Below are 15844 nucleotides of genomic sequence, written 5' to 3'. Positions count from 1 at the left end.
TCTGAGCTTTGAACTCACCCGCGGCGACATGAGCCTTCATGTCGCAGCCACGAAACATTGCTATCTGGCGATACGCTGCGACTGTGGCCACGAGACCATCGCACGCCCCGCAACCGGACTGTGCTCACATGTCGAGGGGCGCCGGCGCGACCTGCTGATGAGCGAGCGCTGCCTGGTTGGCCCGATGCTCGCCACCTTCATCGCGGCGCTGTCGCTGCGTTTCCGCCTCTCGCGCGTCAAGATCGCTGAATTCCTGGCTGACTGGCTGGGCGTTGAGCTCGGGATTGCCACCATCGAACGCTGCATTCACGAATTCGGTCTGGCGAGCGAACCCGTGGTCGAGCAATTGATCGAAGATGTGCGTGCGGCTGACATCGTCCATCTCGACGAAACCCCGTGGTATCAAAAGGCAAGTCTGCTGTGGCTCTGGGTTGCGGTGACGGCAACCACGATCGTCTATCGGATCGGCAGCCGCAAGCACTGCGAATTGGCCGCGCTGATCGGCGAGGCCTTTCTGGGTTGGCTCGTCACCGACGGTTACGGTGCCTATCGCGATCATCCACGCCGCCAGAGATGTCTGGCGCACCTGATCCGTAAGGCCCGCGCGCTGGCAGAGGGGCATTACGGCGCGGGATCAGGCTTCGGCAGCGATCTGGTCCGCGATCTGCGCCGCCTGATCGAGCGCGTGCATGACGGCGACGACCCCGCCGCCATCAAGCGCCTGACCGCGAGCATCAAATGGAACTGTCAATGCAATCGCCATGAGATCGATGCGAAAGTTCGCGGGCTGGCAGGTGAAATCCTCAATGACTGGGACGCAGTGGTCGCCTTCGTCGCCGATCGGGATTTACCGCCCACCAACAATGATGCCGAACGTGCGCTCCGCCACGCGGTGATCTCGAGGCGCATCAGCTTTGGCACGCGATCCGATGAAGGGAGCCGGTTCTATGCCGCCGCGCTCAGCGTCATTGACACCTGCCGCAAGCGTGGCACTGATCCATGGGCCTATGCCTGCGCCCTCATCACCGCCGCACGAGCTAACAATCTGCTGCCCACAATCCCTGCCCAGGTAGCGGTCTGACCCGGGGGGTGTGAACGGTTACTTTTCTGGGGTGCACGAGATCTTTTAACACTTGCACAAACGCGGCCAACTCAATCCTTTAATATGAAATTCGTGCAATCTCTAAATGGGACGAGCGGATATATTTCATTAGTCAAACTATCTGATTTTTATAAATTTTTGTGCGGCGGTGGAAACGCAGTTCGGGCGGATCTTTTCGAGGCCAATGTTCGAGATTATCAAGGATCAACTGAGGTAAATGATGAAATTGAAGAGACCCTTAAAGGGAATAAGGAAGATGATTTTTGGTGGTTTAATAATGGCGTGACAATAATAGCTTCGCGAGCAAATTCGTCTGGTTCAATTATCACTGTAGAAAATCCGCAAATTGTGAATGGACTTCAAACGAGCTCTCAAATCTCTCTTTATTTTCAGGAACATCATGAGGATGACCAAAGGACAGTAATGGTTAAAGTTGTTGCGTCGGAAGATGAAGAAATACGGGATCGGATAATTAAAGCTACAAACAACCAGAATCCTGTGCTCCTTGCCTCGCTTCGGGCAACTGACAAGGTTCAGAGGGATATTGAGCACGTTCTCAAGATGAATGAATTATTTTACGATAGAAGAAAGAATTTCTACAAGAATGAGGGTAAGCCCGTAAACAAAATTGTTAGTATCAATCTCTTGGCGCAGGCAATGATGACACTTTTTAGAGGAGAGCCAGACAACGCCCGTGCCAGACCGTCATCTCTCATCAAAGATAACGATGTTTAGATTGAGCAACCTGATGTCTGGAAAATAGGGCGAGCGGGGGTCAGGCATCCTGGTAGTCCCACTTGATGTAGCCCTTGGTGTCGGCGGCCCATTTTTCATCGATTTCGACGAGGACGGCGCTGACGAGGCGTTCGAGGGAGGCTTCGTTGGGGAAGACCCTGATTTTGGTGGTGCGGCGTTTGAGTTCCTGCTGGATGCCGCGTTCCATGGGGTTGGAAGTGCGAAGCCGGCGCTGGTGGGGTTCTGGCAGTGTGAAGACGGTGAGGCCTTCGGGGATATTTCGTTCGAGCCAATCGGCGAGCTTTGGTGCGGTGTCGCGATAGGCATTGACGAGGGTTGTGAGAGCGATCTGGGCAGCGGCGAGGGAATTTGCGTTCCAGACGGTCCGGAGTTCTGCGCCGATGCGTTTGCGGATGGCGTGGTTGGGGGCGTGGTGGATGGCGTTTTGGGCGAGGTGGAACTGGCATCGTTGCCAGTGTGCGGCGCCGAAGACGGCGCGGCGTGCGGCGTGCAATCCGGCATGGTCATCGGAGACGATGAATTCGACGCCTCGCAGGCCACGCTGATGGAGGCTTTCGAGGAAGGCACGCCAATGGACTTCGGCCTCGGAAAGGGCGACCGAGACGCCGAGGACACGGCGGCGTTCATCGGGTCCGATGCCGATGGCCGAGAGCACGGCGGCATCGCGGACGACGCCATTATCGCGCATTTTTTCATATCTGGCGTCGAGGATGAGGTAGCGGATCTCGGCGAGGGGTCGGGTGCGCCAGGCGGCGAGTTCGTCATCGAGCAGCTTGCTGGCGCGGCTGACCTGAGCGGAGGAGAGGCTTTCGATGCCGAATTCGCGCATGACGGCCTCGACGTCGCGGGTGGAGACGCCTTTGATGTACATTTCGGCGACGGCGACCATGACGGCGCGGACCGAGCGTCGGCCGCGTTCGAGGGACTGTGGGTAGAAGGGTTCGCCCACGTGACCGGCGGTTTTGGGGACATCGACGGTGATCGACCCGGCCGGGGTATCGATCCGCTTGGGCTTGTAGCCATTGGCGTAACCCTGACGATCGGGGTTGCGCTCGTAGTGACTGGCGTGGAGGAAGCGTTCGCGCTCGATCTGCATGGCGAGTTCGAAGGTCCTGGCAAATACCGTGGCGATATCGCCTGCGCCGTTTTCGATCAGATGTTCCAAAAGTGCCTCGATAATCGTATCCTTTTTGGCGTCCATTCATCGGTCTCCATGTTGGTGTGAACAACTGCATGGAATACCAGAATGAACAGCCCTTGCCGGGGCATGCCCCGGCAAGGGCACCAACTCCCAACCCAAAATGAATTTCCAGACGTCAGGTTACACCACCGATGTTTATAAATCCCTGTTCTCAGGTGATTTCGATTTGGATGCGTATGTAGTCGCCGCCAATGCAATTAGAAGGGTGGAGACTGCCTTACGAGAAAGTAATGGATTAACGGCGAGAGACAAGAACAATATTAGATTTTATGTTTTATACTGGTTAATTGCCTACGAGGCCCAATCAATAGCACTCACACATCAGAAAGTGGCCTCGTTGAAGGGTAAAATTTCAGATGAGAGCATAATTTCAGCAATTTCGTGCGTGAAGGAACTCTTTTTCAAGAATGGGAATACCGATCAGATGGCGAAAGGGCCAAAATTTAAAGAGATAATTAAAAACGCAGTGAAGGATAGAATTTCGCTGACTCATACTACTCATCGGGATAGCCCGTAGCCAAACCGTGCCCAGCACCGCCGGGAGCGCGATCGCCTGAGGTGCCATGAAACAAATCAGCACCATCAACGGCGCGAGCGAACATGGCGCCCGCCAATGGATCAGCGCCGAAAGAACCAGCGCCACGACGCCCGACCCGGCCAGAAACACGCCCTTCCGCCCCAGCGCCAATACCGCAACGCCTTGGCCGCCGGATCAGGCTCCGTCCTGATCGGAGGATGACAAATTGCACGAAACGTGGTGTTTCTCACATCGTGATCCGATCGAGACACCCGGTCATCTCAGGCAGGTGTATGATGAAGAAAGCGTACCCCTATATAAATAGTGCCGCTCTGATCCTGTTATCGGGCATGACGGTCTCGCGAGCCGGGGTCTTCTACCATATCATCGGCGTCGGCTTCATCATCAGCGCAGCATTGATAACCATCGGCACCGTGATGTCGTCCGTCCGGAAACCTGACAGCGCAGCAGGATATCAGCCGTAAAGCAACGCACCCCCAGGAAAACCGGGCTATATCGAATCAACCGCAGTCAGGCGGTGCGAATTCCGCCGGGTTCGAACCGCCGGGCGATCGGGTCATGATGCCCCGCGAGGGCACAAAAATCATCATCGAGCCCATCACCAAACCCGCCGCCCTCATCGAGATGCTCGCCGCATGGCAACGGCAACCACCGCTCGAACCGCAAGACCAGTTCCCCGAAATCGAGGATCGCCCCGCCACGCCGGAAACCATCTTCTGAGCGGTTATCCACCTCCCAAAATTCCCTCTTTCTCACCCCCCGCCTGACATGCTGTTATGCGGGCGTGACAGAAACCCCCACCCTTTCCCTGACCGACCGTTTCGCCGCCATCATCCGCGGTCTCCGCAACGATGTCTGCACGCGCGGTTTTCAGACCGGCCTGAACCAGCTCCTGCTCGCCCTTATCTCCACCCGCCTCACCCGCATCATCGAGCGCTTCGCCGCCATCGTCAGCCGCGACCGCGCCAACCCCGCCCAACCCGCCGAAACCCCCTCACGCAAACCCCGCCCCACGCCGAAACGCGAGCCCGCGCCCTTGCGCCTGCCCTATCATTTCGCGTGGCTCCTCCGCCTCGTCCCGCCCACCATCACCCAGGGCAACGCCGCCGTGAATGGTCGCATCGGCATCCAATCCCTGCTCGACGACCCCGAACTCCTCGCCCTGATCGCCCGCAACCGCGCCGCCGGCCGCCTGTTCCGCCCGCTCTGCCACATGCTCGGCATCCAGCCCCCACCCCTCCTGCGCCGCCCGAAACGCCCGCGCACCCCAAACCCAGCCCCGCCCGATCCAAACCTGACCGACCCCACTCCACCCATCAACCAGCCCCGGCGCCGCAGCCCCCGCGCCGCACCCCGCCCCTCACCCTTCCCATCCAAACCGCGCACCCCGCCCGCCTGGGACCAGCAACTCGCCCTCCACCAAATCCTCGCCACCCGCGATTTTCAGTTCTGACCCCCAACACCCACCCGCGCCCACTTCATTACGATATCATAACAAAATCGGCATGGTTTCACAGCCCCGCCCGCCAGATCACCACCCGCGCCGCCCCATGCTCCCGCACCGCCAGCACATCGATCCCTTCCAGCCCCTCCTCGCCCCGCCCGAATTCCGCGACGATCAAAGCCCCCGGCGCAATCCATCCCGCCGCCCCCAGCGCCGCCACCGCCAGCGGCACCAGCCCCTTGCCATAAGGTGGATCGAGAAACACCAGCTCATGCGCCGTCCCGCGCGGCGGCATCAGCGCATCGCACCCGAACACCGAAGCCACCCCGCCCGCCTTGCACGCCGCGATATTCGCCGCAATCACCGCCAGCGCCGCCCGATCCCGCTCGATGAACCCGGCCCGCGCCGCCCCGCGTGACAGCGCCTCCAGCCCCAGCGCCCCCGACCCGGCGAACACATCGAGCACCGCCCGCCCCTCGACCGCCCGCTCCGCCCACGGCGCATGCATCAGCATATCGAACACCGCCTGCCGCACCCGCCCGGCAGTCGGCCGTGTCGTCTCTCCCCCCGGCGCCGCCAGCACCCGCCCGCGCCACGCCCCGGCAATGATGCGCGGGGCGGTCTTCATTTATCCCTTGGCAATTGCTCGCGCAGCACCTTGCCGGTAATCTCCGCCACCGCCCCGCGCTCCAGGCTGCCAAGCTGAAACGGCCCATACGCCACCCGGATCAACCGCGTCGTCTCCAGCCCCAGCGCCGCCATCACCCGGCGGATCTCGCGGTTCTTGCCCTCGGTAATACTCACCGACAGCCACGCATTGGCCCCCTTCGCGGAATCGACCTCGGCGGTGATCGGCCCGTACCGCACGTCATCCACCACAATCCCCTGCTTCAGCGCCGCGAGCTTGTCGGAATCGACCATGCCGTACACCCGCACCCGGTAGCGCCGGTGCCACCCGGTGGTCGGCAATTCGAGCCGCCGCGCCATCGCGCCATCGTTGGTCAGCAGCAGCAACCCCTCGCTGTTCAGGTCGAGCCGCCCGACACTCACCACCCGCGGCATATCAGCCGGCAGCTTCTCGAACACGGTGGGCCGCCCCTCGGGATCGCGATGCGTGGTCAGCAGCCCGTCCGGCTTGTGATACCGCCACAACCGCGTCCGCGCCGGCTCCCCCACCGGATTGCCATCGACCAGAATGACATCCCCGGCGGCAACGAAGGTGGCGGGGTGCGCAACGATCACCCCGTTATGAACCACCCGCCCCTCGCCGATCATCCGCTCGGCATCCCGCCGGCTCGCAACCCCGGCCCGCGCGAGATACTTCGCAATCCGCTCGCCCTGCCCGTCCTTCGCCTGATACAACCCCTTCTCGGTCATGCCGCCGCCCCCACCAGCGCGGCGAGGATGCGCCCATCCCCCGGATCGATCAGAAATTCCGGATGCCACTGCACCCCGAGGCAGAACCGGTGAGCCTGCGACTCCACCCCCTCGATCACCCCGTCCGGCGCACGCGCATTCACCACCAGCGCGGCACCCGCCTCGCGCACCGCCTGATGATGCGATGAATTCACCCGCATCGTGGCCACCCCCACGATCCCGGCGAGCCTGCTTCCCGCGACGATCGCAATCTCATGCCCCGCCTCATCGCGCGGGTTCGGCTGCTCATGCGCGAGCGCCCCGGCCACCTCATCGGGAATATGCTGGATCAGCGTGCCCCCCAGCGCCACCGCGAGCAACTGCTCCCCGCCGCAGATCCCCAGCACCGGCATGTCCCGCGCCAGCGCCCCGCGCAGCAGCGCGATCTCCGCCGCCGTCCGCCCCGGCTTGAGCGCGACACTCTCATGCCGCCCCGAAGCCCCGTACAGCGCCGGGTCGACATCGAACGCCCCGCCGGTCACCACCAGCGCATCGATGGTATCGAGGTAGTCCCCCGCCAGCTCCGCCAGGTGCGGCAGCGCCACCGGCACCCCCCCGGCATCGGCCAGCGCGTCCATATAGTTCTGCCGGATCGCATGCCAGGGAAATTTCGAATAACCGCCCGGTGCCTCGGCATCCAGGGTCAGGCCGATGATCGGGCGCTTTGTCATATCCGGAGCTAGACCTGTTGCCGAGGTCAAGGCAAGAGAGCGCATGACCCCGATGGAGCGCGCCCTGATCGAAGCGGCCAGCGCAGCCGCGCGCGGCGAGATCCCGGTCGGCGCCGTGGTGACCGATGCCGATGGCGCAATCCTCGCCGCCTGCGGCAACGAGGTCGAAGCGCGGTCCGACCCCACCGCCCATGCGGAGATCCTCGCCCTCCGTGCCGCCGCCGCGCGGCGAGGTGGGAAATTTCTGCCGGGTTGCACCCTCACCGTCACGCTGGAACCCTGCCCGCTCTGCGCCGCGGCGATCTCCCTGTTCCGGATCGATCGTCTGATGTTCGGCGCCTACGACCCCAAATCCGGCGGCATCGAGCACGGGCCTCGGGTTCTGGCCCATCCCACCTGCCATCACCGCCCCGACATCGTGGGCGGCGTCGCCGAGCGGGAGTGCGCCGAGCTGATCACCGGCTTCTTTAAAAATCTTCGCAACCCGGCAAATTCTGCCGGGCGTTAACCGGATACTTACCTTCATCGGTCATTCTGCCCCTGCGACAAAATCGTCGCGATAGCAGGATGAACCCATGCCGCTCTCCACCCCGCCGCACGGACCCCGCAAAGCCGGGTTTCGCGCCTGATGAACAAGCTGCTCGAAAACCTGCGCGCGCTCGGCCCGGTCAAACTCGGTGCCATGGCCGCCGTCGCCGTCGCGGTCACCGCCCTGATGACGATGCTCGCTCTGGTCGGCGGCCCGAGCCCGAACGCCACCCTCTATGCCGGCCTCGGCCTCAAGGACGCCGGCAACATCGCCACCGCGCTCACCACCGCCCATATCCGCTACGCCCTCGCAGGCGATGGCCACACCATCATGGTCGAACCGGCGGCGCTCGACCGCGCCCGCCTGCTGCTCGCCCAGCACGACCTCCCCGCCGGCAGTTCGAGCGGCTTTGCCATCTTCGATCACCAGAACCCCCTCACCGGCTCGGACTTCCTCGACCGGATCGATGAAACCCGCGCGATCGACGGCGAACTCGAACGCACGATCGACCTGATCCACGGCATCCGGTCCTCGCGCGTCCAGGTCGTGCTGCCACGCCAGGACGATTTCAGCCTGCGCGCCGCCCCGGCCCAGGCCAGCGTCATGCTCTCCCTCGCCGGCGCCGCCCCGCTCGACCGCGAAAGCATCGATGCGATCCTCAACCTCGTGGCCTCCGCCGTCCCCGGCCTCAAGCCGAACAACATCTCGATCGCCGATGACCGGGGCGACCTGCTCGCCCAGGCCGGCCGCAGCGACGGCGCGATGCTCGACGCCCGCGATGCCCGCCTCAAACGCGATACCGAGCGCCACCTCACCGATCAGGTCCGCTCGATGCTCGATGCCGCCCTCGGTGCCGATCAGGTCAAGGTGGTCACCTCGGTCTCGATGAATTTCGACCGCACCGCCCAGACCGCGACCAGCTTCGACCCCAACGGCCAGGTCGTGCGCAGCCAGCAGCAGAGCCGCACCCAGTCCGATCGCACCACCAACCGCGACAACACCGTCTCGGTCGCCAACAATCTCCCCGGCGGCACCTCCGCCAAGGCGACCCCGCAGCGGACCGACAAGGAAACCAAATCGGACCAGACCACCAATTACGAAATCAGCCAGACGGTGAAGCACACCATCCACGCGACCCCCGAAATCACCCGGATCAGCATTGCGGTCATGCTCGCCGATGTCGCGAGCAAGGGACCGAAGGGTCAGCTGATCGACCGGCCACGCTCGGCGGCGACGATCGCCCGGATCAAAACCCTGGTCGAATCCGCCATCGGCTACGACAAGGCGCGGGGCGACGTGGTTGATGTCCAGTCGATGCCCTTCGCCGCGCCCGGCACCGGCCTCGCGATGCCGCACCGCACGCTGATCGAGCGCGTCATGGCCAGCGGCCTCGTGCTCCCGCTGCTGCGCCTCATCATTCTGGGACTGGTCGGACTCGCTGCCCTCCTGATCGTCTTCCGCCCGATGGTGCGCCGGATCACCGAGCACAAGGAAGCCACGACCCCGGCGCTGGGCGCCGAGGGCCAAACCATGCTCGCCGCCCCCGGCATTGAGCCGGTGGACAGCCCGATCCGCGCCATCGTCGACCTGATCGACCGCAGCCCCGAGGACAGCGTTGCCGTGATCCGTGGCTGGCTCAGCCGGGAGGAAGCGCGGTGAGCGAAGCGATCAGCCAACTTTCCGGCGCCCAGCGTACCGCCATCCTGATGCTCGCCCTCGGCGACGAATACGGCGGCAAGCTGATGGCGATGCTCAAGGACGATGAAATCCGCGAGGTCTCGCGCGCCATGGTCGGCCTCGGCAAGATCGGGCCGGATGTGGTCGACCAGCTCTGCGCGGAATTCGCGTCGAGTCTCGGGCGCACCAGCGCGGTCTCCGGCTCGGCGGAGGCGACCGAGCGGATGCTCCGCGCCATGCTGCCCTCCGAAATGGTCAACCAGATCCTCGAAGACCTGTACGGCCCGGCCGGGCGCAACATCTGGGACAAGCTGGCCAAGGTGAACGAATCCGTCCTTGCCGACTACCTCTGCCACGAACACCCCCAGACCGCCTCGATGGTGCTCTCGCGCCTCGCCGCCGACCATACCGCCCGCGTCATCGCCCTGCTGCCCGAGCCGCTCGCGATCGAGATCGTCGAACGGATGCTGACCCTCGGGGGCGTGCAGCGCGAGGCGGTCGATGATGTCGAACGCACGTTGCGGGCCGATTTCATGGCCAATCTCGCCTCCAGCGCCCAGCGCGATCCGCACGAAAAAATGGCCGAAATCTTCAATGCGTTCGACCGCAACGTGGAATCCCGCCTGATCGCCGCCCTCGAAGCCCGCAACGAGGAGGCCGCGCAGCGGATCAAGTCGCTGATGTTCACCTTCGACGACCTCGTCCGCCTCGCGCCCCAGGATGTCCAGACCCTGCTTCGCGCCGTGGAAAAGGAACGCCTGCCGATCGCGCTCAAGGGCGGGTCGGACCGCATCCGCGAGCTATTCATGCGCAACCTGTCGGAGCGCGCCGGAAAGATGCTGCGCGACGACATCGAGGCCCTCGGGCCGGTCCGCCTGCGCGACGTGGATGCAGCACAGCTCGCCATCGTCGCGACGGCGAAAGACCTCGCCGCCCAGGGCGAAATCGAAATCGGTACAGGAAAGGAAGACGACCTTGTCATCTGAACTAACGAACCCGACGGATCTCGCGGCCCAGCCCCGCACCCTCGCGGAACTGCCGCTCGCCGCCTCGCCCGGACGGGCAGGCACCGAGGACACGCCGCCGCGCACCCCGCGCGATCTCGAAGCGGTCTATGATATTCCGGTCCTGGTCAGCGCCGTGCTCGGCCGTTCGACCATGCAGGTCAGCCAGCTGCTCAAGCTCGGCCGGGGGGCGGTGGTCGAACTGGACCGCAAGGTCGGCGACCCGATCGATATTTTCGTCAACAACCGCCTGATCGCCCGCGGCGAGGTGGTGATGATCGACGATGTCAAGCTCGGCATCACCATGACCGAAATCGTCAAATCCGACCGTGGCGGCTGAGCGGCAGCCATGCGCATTCTCATCATCGGATCGCTGCTGGGGGAACTGGGCATCGCCGCCCGCATCGCCGCATCGCGCGGTGCGGTGCTCGATCAGGCCGATACGGTCGATATCGCAATGCGCGTCCTGCGCCAGGATGCACGGATCGACCTGATCATCTGCGACGTCAGCCGCGACCTCGCTCGGCTCATGCGCCAGCTCGCCGCCGAGCGCTTCACCATCGCGGTCGTGGCCGCCGGCGCGGAGGACGATGGAGACGCCGCAGTCGCCGCGATCAGTGCCGGTGCGCGGGACTATCTGCCGCTGCCGCCCGATGCCGAACTGATCGCCGCCATGCTCGCCGCCGTCTCGCTCGATCGCCCGCCCGCCCTCGTGGCGCGCGACCCGGCAATGACCGCCCTGCTCGCGCGGGCCGAACAGGTCGCGCAATCGACCGCCTCGATCCTGATCACCGGCGAGAGCGGCACCGGCAAGGAAGTGCTTGCCCGGTTCATCCACCAGGCCTCGCGCCGGGCGCGCGGCCCGTTCATCGCGCTCAACTGTGCGGCGATTCCCGAATCACTGCTCGAATCCGAATTGTTCGGCCATGAGAAAGGCGCGTTCTCGGGAGCCATCGCGCGGCGAACCGGAAAGTTCGAGGCCGCGCATCAGGGCACGCTGCTGCTCGATGAACTGGCCGAAATGGATATCCGCCTCCAGGCGAAACTGCTGCGCGCCCTGCAGGAGCGCGTGATCGACCGGGTGGGCGGCGAGCGTCCCGTCCCGGTCGACGTCCGCATCCTGGCCGCGACCAACCGCGATCTGCTTCGCGCGGTCGATGCCGGCACGTTCCGCGAGGATCTGTATTTCCGGCTGAACGTCGTGACATTGCAGATCCCCGCCCTGCGCGACCGGCCCGGCGACATAGCACCGCTCGCGCGGCACTTCGTCGATCATTTCGCGCGCCTCAACGAGGTTGGCCCGAAACATCTCACCGAGGGCGCGATCGCGCGGCTGATCGAGCAACCCTGGCGCGGCAACGTCCGCGAACTCGAAAACGCGATGCACCGCGCTGTCCTGCTCACGTCGGGCTGCGCGATCGGCGCCGAGGATATCGGCGCGCTCACGCGACAGGGCCACACCGCTGTCAGCCCGAACGCAGCGGAGAGCCCGATGCCCGATGCGCGGATCGGCTCGCTGGTCGGGCAACGGATGGTCGATGTCGAACAGCGGTTGATTCTCGAAACGCTCCACCATTGTCTCGGCAACCGCACCCACGCCGCGACCATCCTCGGCATCTCGATCCGCGCCCTGCGCAACAAGCTGCGCGACTACGCCGCCCATGGCGCGGCGATCCCCGCCCCGCATAACGGCGTCGCGGCATGAGTGCCAGCATCAGCCGCGATACCGTGATTGCGCAGATGAAACGGTTCCGGCCGGGTTCGGATATCGGCCTCGCCTTTGCGGTGGTCTGCATCATCACCGTGCTGATCGTGCCGCTGCCGCCATTCCTGCTCGATGTCGGACTGTCGCTTTCGTTCACCATCGCAATCCTCGTGCTGATGGTCGCCCTGTTCATCCGCAAGCCGGTCGATTTCACCAGCTTCCCCACCGTGCTGCTGCTCACCACCCTGCTGCGGTTGTCGCTCGATGTCGCCTCGACCCGGCAGATCCTGTCGCACGGCAGTGAAGGCGTCGATGCCGCCGGCCATGTCATCGCCGCGTTCGGCGGGTTCCTGATGGGCGGTGATCTGCTGATCGGGCTGATCGTGTTCGCGATCTTGCTCGTGGTCAATTTCATCGTGATCACCAAGGGCTCGACCCGCATCGCCGAGGTCGCGGCCCGCTTCACGCTCGATGCGATCCCCGGCAAGCAGATGGCGATCGACGCGGAGATGAGCTCCGGCGCGATCAACGAAGCCACGGCCCGGCGCAAGCGCCACGAGCTCGAACAGGAAAGCGGGTTCTACGGCGCGATGGACGGTGCCGCCAAATTCGTGCGCGGCGATGCGATCGCGGCGCTGATCATCACCTCGATCAACATCGTCGGCGGGTTCGTGATCGGCGTGGTGCAGAAGGGGATGAGCATCCACGATGCCGCCTCGGCCTTCACCACGCTGTCGATCGGTGAGGGCCTGGTCTCGCAGATCCCTTCGCTGCTCGTTTCGGTGGCGGCGGGGATCGTGGTGACCAAGGGATCGGGCGAGGGCAGTGCCGATACCGCGCTGGTCGCCCAGCTCAGCCGCTCGCCCAAGCCACTCGGCATCGTCGCGGCGGCAGCCCTCGCCCTCGCGCTGGTGCCCGGCCTGCCCTTCATACCGTTCGCGATGCTCGCCGGCCTTGCCGGCTGGGCCTCGTGGTACCGGTGGAACCATCCGCCGGCGGCGGAAACCCTGCCTGAGACGGCAGTGGAAGTCGCTGCCGAACCGCCGATCACCGATGCGCTGAAGATCGACCAGATCAGGCTCGAACTCGGCTACGGGCTGCTGGTGCTGGCCGGTGGCGACACGCCGCGCCTGACCGAGCAGATCAAATCCCTGCGCCGGGCGATCGCCGGCGAAATGGGCTTCATCCTCCCGGCGGTCCGCATTCAGGACAACATGCAGCTCGCCGCCGATTCCTATTCGATCCGGATCAAGGAGATCGAGGCGGGTTCGGGCAAGCTGCGCGCGACGCAGCTGCTCGCCATGACCGCGAACGGCGCGCTGCCGGACCTGCCGGGCGAGCGGACCACCGAACCTGCGTTCGGCCTGCCCGCGATCTGGATCGATCCGTCGGAGCGCGAGCAGGCGCGGGCGAAGGGCTGCACCGTGGTCGATCCCGCCAGCGTGCTCACCACCCACCTGACCGAAATCGTCAAGGACAACATGGCGGAAATGCTCTCGTTTGCCGAAACCCAGAAACTGCTCGACGAGTTGCCGCGCGAGCAGCAGCGCCTGGTGACCGAGCTGATCCCCAGCCAGCTGACGGTGGGCGGGGTGCAGCGGGTGTTGCAGTCGCTTCTCGCCGAACGGGTTTCGATCCGCGATCTGCCGACCATTCTGGAGGGAATCCACGAGGCGTGCGCGATGCAGACACGCGGCATCCCCGCGATCGCCGCCCATGTGCGGATGCGGATGGCCCGGCAGTTGACCGATGCGCATATCGGCCCGCGCGGCTATCTGCCGCTCGTGGTGGTCGGGCCGGAATGGGAGGCGGAGCTGAACGAGGCGCTGGTCGGCCCGCCGGATCAGCGCCAGCTCGCCTTGCCGCCGGGACGGCTCTCGGACCTCATGCGCCGGATCACCCAGGTATTCGAACCGATCGCCGCCGAGGGCGAAACCCCTGTCCTGCTCACCAGCCCGGCGCTTCGGGCGCATCTGCGCGCCATCATCGAGCGGATGCAGCCCGCGACGCCGGTACTTGCCCAGACCGAAGTGTTTCCGCGTGCGCGGATCAGAACCCTTGGAGCCCTGTAGATGAAAATAAAGCTGATCCGCGCCGCCACGATGCGCGCGGCCCTGACCGAGGCCCACCGGCTGATGGGGCCGGATGCCCTGATCCTGGAGAGCCGGAAAGTCGGCGTCGGGATCGAGATCTCCGTCGCGGTCGATCCCGAGGAGACGCTCGATCATCGCGAGCAATGGCATGAGGCACTCGCCTTCCACCGGGTGCCGGCGGACCTGGCCGGGCGATTGCGGCGGGTGCCGCCGGACCGGGCGGTCGCGGACACGTTCCGGTTCGGCGCGGTCGATTTCAACCGGCCGTTATTGCTGGTCGGGCCTCCGGGTGCCGGCAAGACCATGACCACGGTGAAGCTCGCGACCCGGCTGGTGCTCGACGGGATCAGGCCGACGGTGATCAACGCCGATCAGAACCGTGCCGGTGCCTCGGCGCAGCTTGCCGCGCTCTGCCGGATTTTGCGCGCTGATTTCATCGATACCGCGACCCACGAGGCGGGTGGATCACGGGCGCGGCGGCGGCGACCGACCAGCGCGACCTTGATCGACCTGCCGGGGATGGACCCTTTCGACGATCAGGAAATGACCACGCTTCGCCACATGATCGATCAGGTGCAGGGCGTCGCGGCGCTGGTGATGCCTGCGGGGCTGGACGCGCAGGACAGCGCCGAGATGGCCGAGCGGTTTCACGCCGCCGGAGCCACCATGCTGATCCCGACCCGGCTAGACCTGACCCGCCGGCTCGGCGGCATGGTCGCCGCCGCCGCCGCCGCCCCGCTCGTCTTCAGCCATGCCGGCACCTCGGGACGGATCACCGAGGCGCTGGAACCGATGACGCCGCAGTTTCTCGCCCGCCGCCTGCTCGACCACAACCGGCCGGCGGGTCATGCCCATGCAGCGTGAGATGGGCGGTGCGACAGCGGACCCCTCATTCATCGCGACCCTGGTCGGCACAGAGGATGCGGGACCGGCTCCCGCATCGGGGCCGCAGCCGCGCCGGGTCGCTCTGGCGTCCGGCAAAGGCGGCGTCGGCAAGACCTGGCTGAGCCTGACCCTCGCACAGGCGCTCAGCCATCGCCGCAAGCGCGTGCTGGTGTTCGACGCCGATTTCGGGCTCGCCAATGCCGACATCCAGATCGGCCACCTGCCCCGGCAGGATCTGGGTGCGGTGATCCGCGACGGGGCCGACCTCGCGCAATGCATCGTCCCGATCGAGAGCGGCGGTTTCGATCTGATCGCCGGGCGCTCGGGCTCAGGGGCGCTGGCCGGGGTGTCGGCCACGATGATCGCGGATGTGCTGGCACGGCTCGCCAAGGTGGCGGCGGGGTATGACTGGGTGCTGTTCGATCTCGGCACCGGGGTCGATGCCGCGACACGCCAGATCGCGGCCCATGCCGACATCGTGGCATTGATCACGACCGAGGACCCTTCGAGCCTGACCGACGCCTATGCCGTGCTCAAACTGCTCAAGCGCGATCGCAGCGCGGCGGGCCTCACGGTCGATGCGCGGATCGTGGTCAATCAGGCGCGGTCGGATACCGCCGGGCGGCGGGCGCATGCGGCGCTGGCGCGGGCGGCGCGCGGGTTCCTCCGGATCGACCCGCCGCTGCTCGGCATTATCGGGCTGGACGAACGGGTGGCCGATGCGATCCGCAGCCAGCAATTGCTGATCGGGCAGTTTCCCAATTCCGACGCCGCAACCAGCGTCGCCGCCATCGCCCGCCGCCTGGTGGGACGGTGAGGCGGG

Annotated in this window: 19 protein-coding genes; 15 read left to right on the top strand and 4 right to left on the bottom strand. The window is 65.0% G+C overall.

Annotation, left to right across the window (positions count from 1 at the left end; genetic code table 11):
* Nucleotides 1-28: 28 nt before the first annotated feature.
* Entirely contained in the window at nucleotides 29-1081 is a 1053-nt protein-coding gene (tnpC, locus tag SIL87_RS05855) for an IS66 family transposase (protein ID WP_319613188.1), read from the top strand.
* Between the two features lie 93 nt (nucleotides 1082-1174).
* Entirely contained in the window at nucleotides 1175-1837 is a 663-nt protein-coding gene (locus SIL87_RS05850; RefSeq protein WP_319613262.1) for an AIPR family protein, read from the top strand.
* A 40-nt stretch (nucleotides 1838-1877) separates the two neighbouring features.
* On the opposite strand, the gene SIL87_RS05845 is transcribed toward SIL87_RS05850, so the two are convergent.
* Nucleotides 1878-3059: an IS256 family transposase gene (locus tag SIL87_RS05845; RefSeq protein ID WP_319612316.1), complete on the bottom strand. Its 1182-nt coding sequence runs from the start codon at nucleotides 3057-3059 to the stop codon at nucleotides 1878-1880.
* A gap of 100 nt (nucleotides 3060-3159) precedes the next feature.
* On the opposite strand from SIL87_RS05845, the gene SIL87_RS05840 reads away from it, so the two are divergent.
* The 5 genes from SIL87_RS05840 (at nucleotide 3160) to SIL87_RS05820 (ending at nucleotide 5050) form a co-directional block, all read left to right on the top strand.
* On the top strand, nucleotides 3160-3576 hold the full coding sequence (locus SIL87_RS05840; protein WP_319613261.1) for a hypothetical protein: 417 nt from the start codon (nucleotides 3160-3162) through the stop codon (nucleotides 3574-3576).
* 46 nt (nucleotides 3577-3622) lie between these two features.
* Complete coding sequence (locus tag SIL87_RS05835) at nucleotides 3623-3787, top strand: hypothetical protein (protein ID WP_319613260.1); 165 nt, start codon at nucleotides 3623-3625, stop codon at nucleotides 3785-3787.
* Nucleotides 3788-3869: 82 nt separating this feature from the next.
* The gene (locus tag SIL87_RS05830) at nucleotides 3870-4061 is read left to right on the top strand and encodes a hypothetical protein (RefSeq protein WP_319613259.1); all 192 of its coding nucleotides are present in this window, start codon (nucleotides 3870-3872) and stop codon (nucleotides 4059-4061) included.
* A gap of 94 nt (nucleotides 4062-4155) precedes the next feature.
* Nucleotides 4156-4317 (top strand): hypothetical protein, encoded by a 162-nt coding sequence (locus SIL87_RS05825; protein ID WP_319613258.1) that lies wholly within the window; start codon nucleotides 4156-4158, stop codon nucleotides 4315-4317.
* Nucleotides 4318-4381: 64 nt separating this feature from the next.
* A complete protein-coding gene (locus SIL87_RS05820) occupies nucleotides 4382-5050 on the top strand; it encodes a hypothetical protein (RefSeq protein ID WP_319613257.1) in 669 nt (222 codons plus the stop codon).
* Between the two features lie 58 nt (nucleotides 5051-5108).
* On the opposite strand, the gene rsmD is transcribed toward SIL87_RS05820, so the two are convergent.
* The 3 genes from rsmD to SIL87_RS05805 are packed head-to-tail and all read right to left on the bottom strand — an operon-like array spanning nucleotide 5109 to nucleotide 7128.
* Nucleotides 5109-5669 carry a 16S rRNA (guanine(966)-N(2))-methyltransferase RsmD gene (gene rsmD, locus SIL87_RS05815; RefSeq protein ID WP_319613256.1) on the bottom strand — a complete coding sequence of 187 codons (561 nt, stop codon included), beginning with the start codon at nucleotides 5667-5669 and terminating at the stop codon, nucleotides 5109-5111.
* Entirely contained in the window at nucleotides 5666-6418 is a 753-nt protein-coding gene (locus tag SIL87_RS05810) for a pseudouridine synthase (RefSeq protein ID WP_319613255.1), read from the bottom strand. The genes rsmD and SIL87_RS05810 overlap by 4 nt, the downstream gene beginning before the upstream one ends.
* Nucleotides 6415-7128, bottom strand: a complete 714-nt coding sequence (locus SIL87_RS05805; RefSeq protein ID WP_319613254.1) for a gamma-glutamyl-gamma-aminobutyrate hydrolase family protein — start codon at nucleotides 7126-7128, stop codon at nucleotides 6415-6417. The genes SIL87_RS05810 and SIL87_RS05805 overlap by 4 nt, the downstream gene beginning before the upstream one ends.
* Nucleotides 7129-7180: 52 nt before the next feature.
* Between SIL87_RS05805 and SIL87_RS05800 the strand changes: the two genes are divergently transcribed.
* The 8 genes from SIL87_RS05800 (at nucleotide 7181) to SIL87_RS05765 (ending at nucleotide 15838) form a co-directional block, all read left to right on the top strand.
* A complete protein-coding gene (locus SIL87_RS05800) occupies nucleotides 7181-7636 on the top strand; it encodes a nucleoside deaminase (protein WP_319615917.1) in 456 nt (151 codons plus the stop codon).
* Nucleotides 7637-7756: 120 nt separating this feature from the next.
* Nucleotides 7757-9316 (top strand): flagellar basal-body MS-ring/collar protein FliF, encoded by a 1560-nt coding sequence (gene fliF, locus SIL87_RS05795; RefSeq protein WP_319613253.1) that lies wholly within the window; start codon nucleotides 7757-7759, stop codon nucleotides 9314-9316.
* Entirely contained in the window at nucleotides 9313-10320 is a 1008-nt protein-coding gene (gene fliG, locus SIL87_RS05790; RefSeq protein ID WP_319613252.1) for a flagellar motor switch protein FliG, read from the top strand. Before fliF ends, fliG begins: the two co-directional genes overlap by 4 nt.
* A gap of 49 nt (nucleotides 10321-10369) precedes the next feature.
* Nucleotides 10370-10678 carry a flagellar motor switch protein FliN gene (fliN, locus tag SIL87_RS05785; protein ID WP_319615916.1) on the top strand — a complete coding sequence of 103 codons (309 nt, stop codon included), beginning with the start codon at nucleotides 10370-10372 and terminating at the stop codon, nucleotides 10676-10678.
* A 9-nt stretch (nucleotides 10679-10687) separates the two neighbouring features.
* A complete protein-coding gene (locus SIL87_RS05780) occupies nucleotides 10688-12043 on the top strand; it encodes a sigma-54 interaction domain-containing protein (RefSeq protein ID WP_319613251.1) in 1356 nt (451 codons plus the stop codon).
* Nucleotides 12040-14115, top strand: coding sequence for a flagellar biosynthesis protein FlhA (gene flhA / locus SIL87_RS05775; RefSeq protein WP_319613250.1), 2076 nt, complete (start codon nucleotides 12040-12042; stop codon nucleotides 14113-14115). Before SIL87_RS05780 ends, flhA begins: the two co-directional genes overlap by 4 nt.
* On the top strand, nucleotides 14116-15000 hold the full coding sequence (locus SIL87_RS05770) for a flagellar biosynthesis protein FlhF (protein ID WP_319613249.1): 885 nt from the start codon (nucleotides 14116-14118) through the stop codon (nucleotides 14998-15000).
* Complete coding sequence (locus SIL87_RS05765; protein ID WP_319613248.1) at nucleotides 14990-15838, top strand: nucleotide-binding protein; 849 nt, start codon at nucleotides 14990-14992, stop codon at nucleotides 15836-15838. Before SIL87_RS05770 ends, SIL87_RS05765 begins: the two co-directional genes overlap by 11 nt.
* Nucleotides 15839-15844 lie beyond the last annotated feature (6 nt).

Origin of the sequence: Acidiphilium acidophilum (assembly GCF_033842475.1) — a bacterium.
Lineage (GTDB): Bacteria > Pseudomonadota > Alphaproteobacteria > Acetobacterales > Acetobacteraceae > Acidiphilium > Acidiphilium acidophilum.
This window is presented reverse-complemented; position numbering and strand designations above follow the sequence as displayed.

Coding starts and splice junctions, on each gene's coding strand:
- SIL87_RS05765 (WP_319613248.1), top strand. CDS start 14,990: ATGCAGCGTGAGATGGGCGGTGCGACAGCGGACCCCTCATTCATCGCG.
- tnpC (WP_319613188.1), top strand. CDS start 29: ATGAGCCTTCATGTCGCAGCCACGAAACATTGCTATCTGGCGATACGC.
- SIL87_RS05810 (WP_319613255.1), bottom strand. CDS start 6,418: ATGACCGAGAAGGGGTTGTATCAGGCGAAGGACGGGCAGGGCGAGCGG.
- rsmD (WP_319613256.1), bottom strand. CDS start 5,669: ATGAAGACCGCCCCGCGCATCATTGCCGGGGCGTGGCGCGGGCGGGTG.
- fliF (WP_319613253.1), top strand. CDS start 7,757: ATGAACAAGCTGCTCGAAAACCTGCGCGCGCTCGGCCCGGTCAAACTC.
- SIL87_RS05770 (WP_319613249.1), top strand. CDS start 14,116: ATGAAAATAAAGCTGATCCGCGCCGCCACGATGCGCGCGGCCCTGACC.
- flhA (WP_319613250.1), top strand. CDS start 12,040: ATGAGTGCCAGCATCAGCCGCGATACCGTGATTGCGCAGATGAAACGG.
- SIL87_RS05845 (WP_319612316.1), bottom strand. CDS start 3,059: ATGGACGCCAAAAAGGATACGATTATCGAGGCACTTTTGGAACATCTG.
- SIL87_RS05840 (WP_319613261.1), top strand. CDS start 3,160: ATGAATTTCCAGACGTCAGGTTACACCACCGATGTTTATAAATCCCTG.
- SIL87_RS05835 (WP_319613260.1), top strand. CDS start 3,623: ATGAAACAAATCAGCACCATCAACGGCGCGAGCGAACATGGCGCCCGC.
- SIL87_RS05825 (WP_319613258.1), top strand. CDS start 4,156: ATGATGCCCCGCGAGGGCACAAAAATCATCATCGAGCCCATCACCAAA.
- SIL87_RS05805 (WP_319613254.1), bottom strand. CDS start 7,128: ATGACAAAGCGCCCGATCATCGGCCTGACCCTGGATGCCGAGGCACCG.
- SIL87_RS05800 (WP_319615917.1), top strand. CDS start 7,181: ATGGAGCGCGCCCTGATCGAAGCGGCCAGCGCAGCCGCGCGCGGCGAG.
- SIL87_RS05830 (WP_319613259.1), top strand. CDS start 3,870: ATGATGAAGAAAGCGTACCCCTATATAAATAGTGCCGCTCTGATCCTG.
- SIL87_RS05780 (WP_319613251.1), top strand. CDS start 10,688: ATGCGCATTCTCATCATCGGATCGCTGCTGGGGGAACTGGGCATCGCC.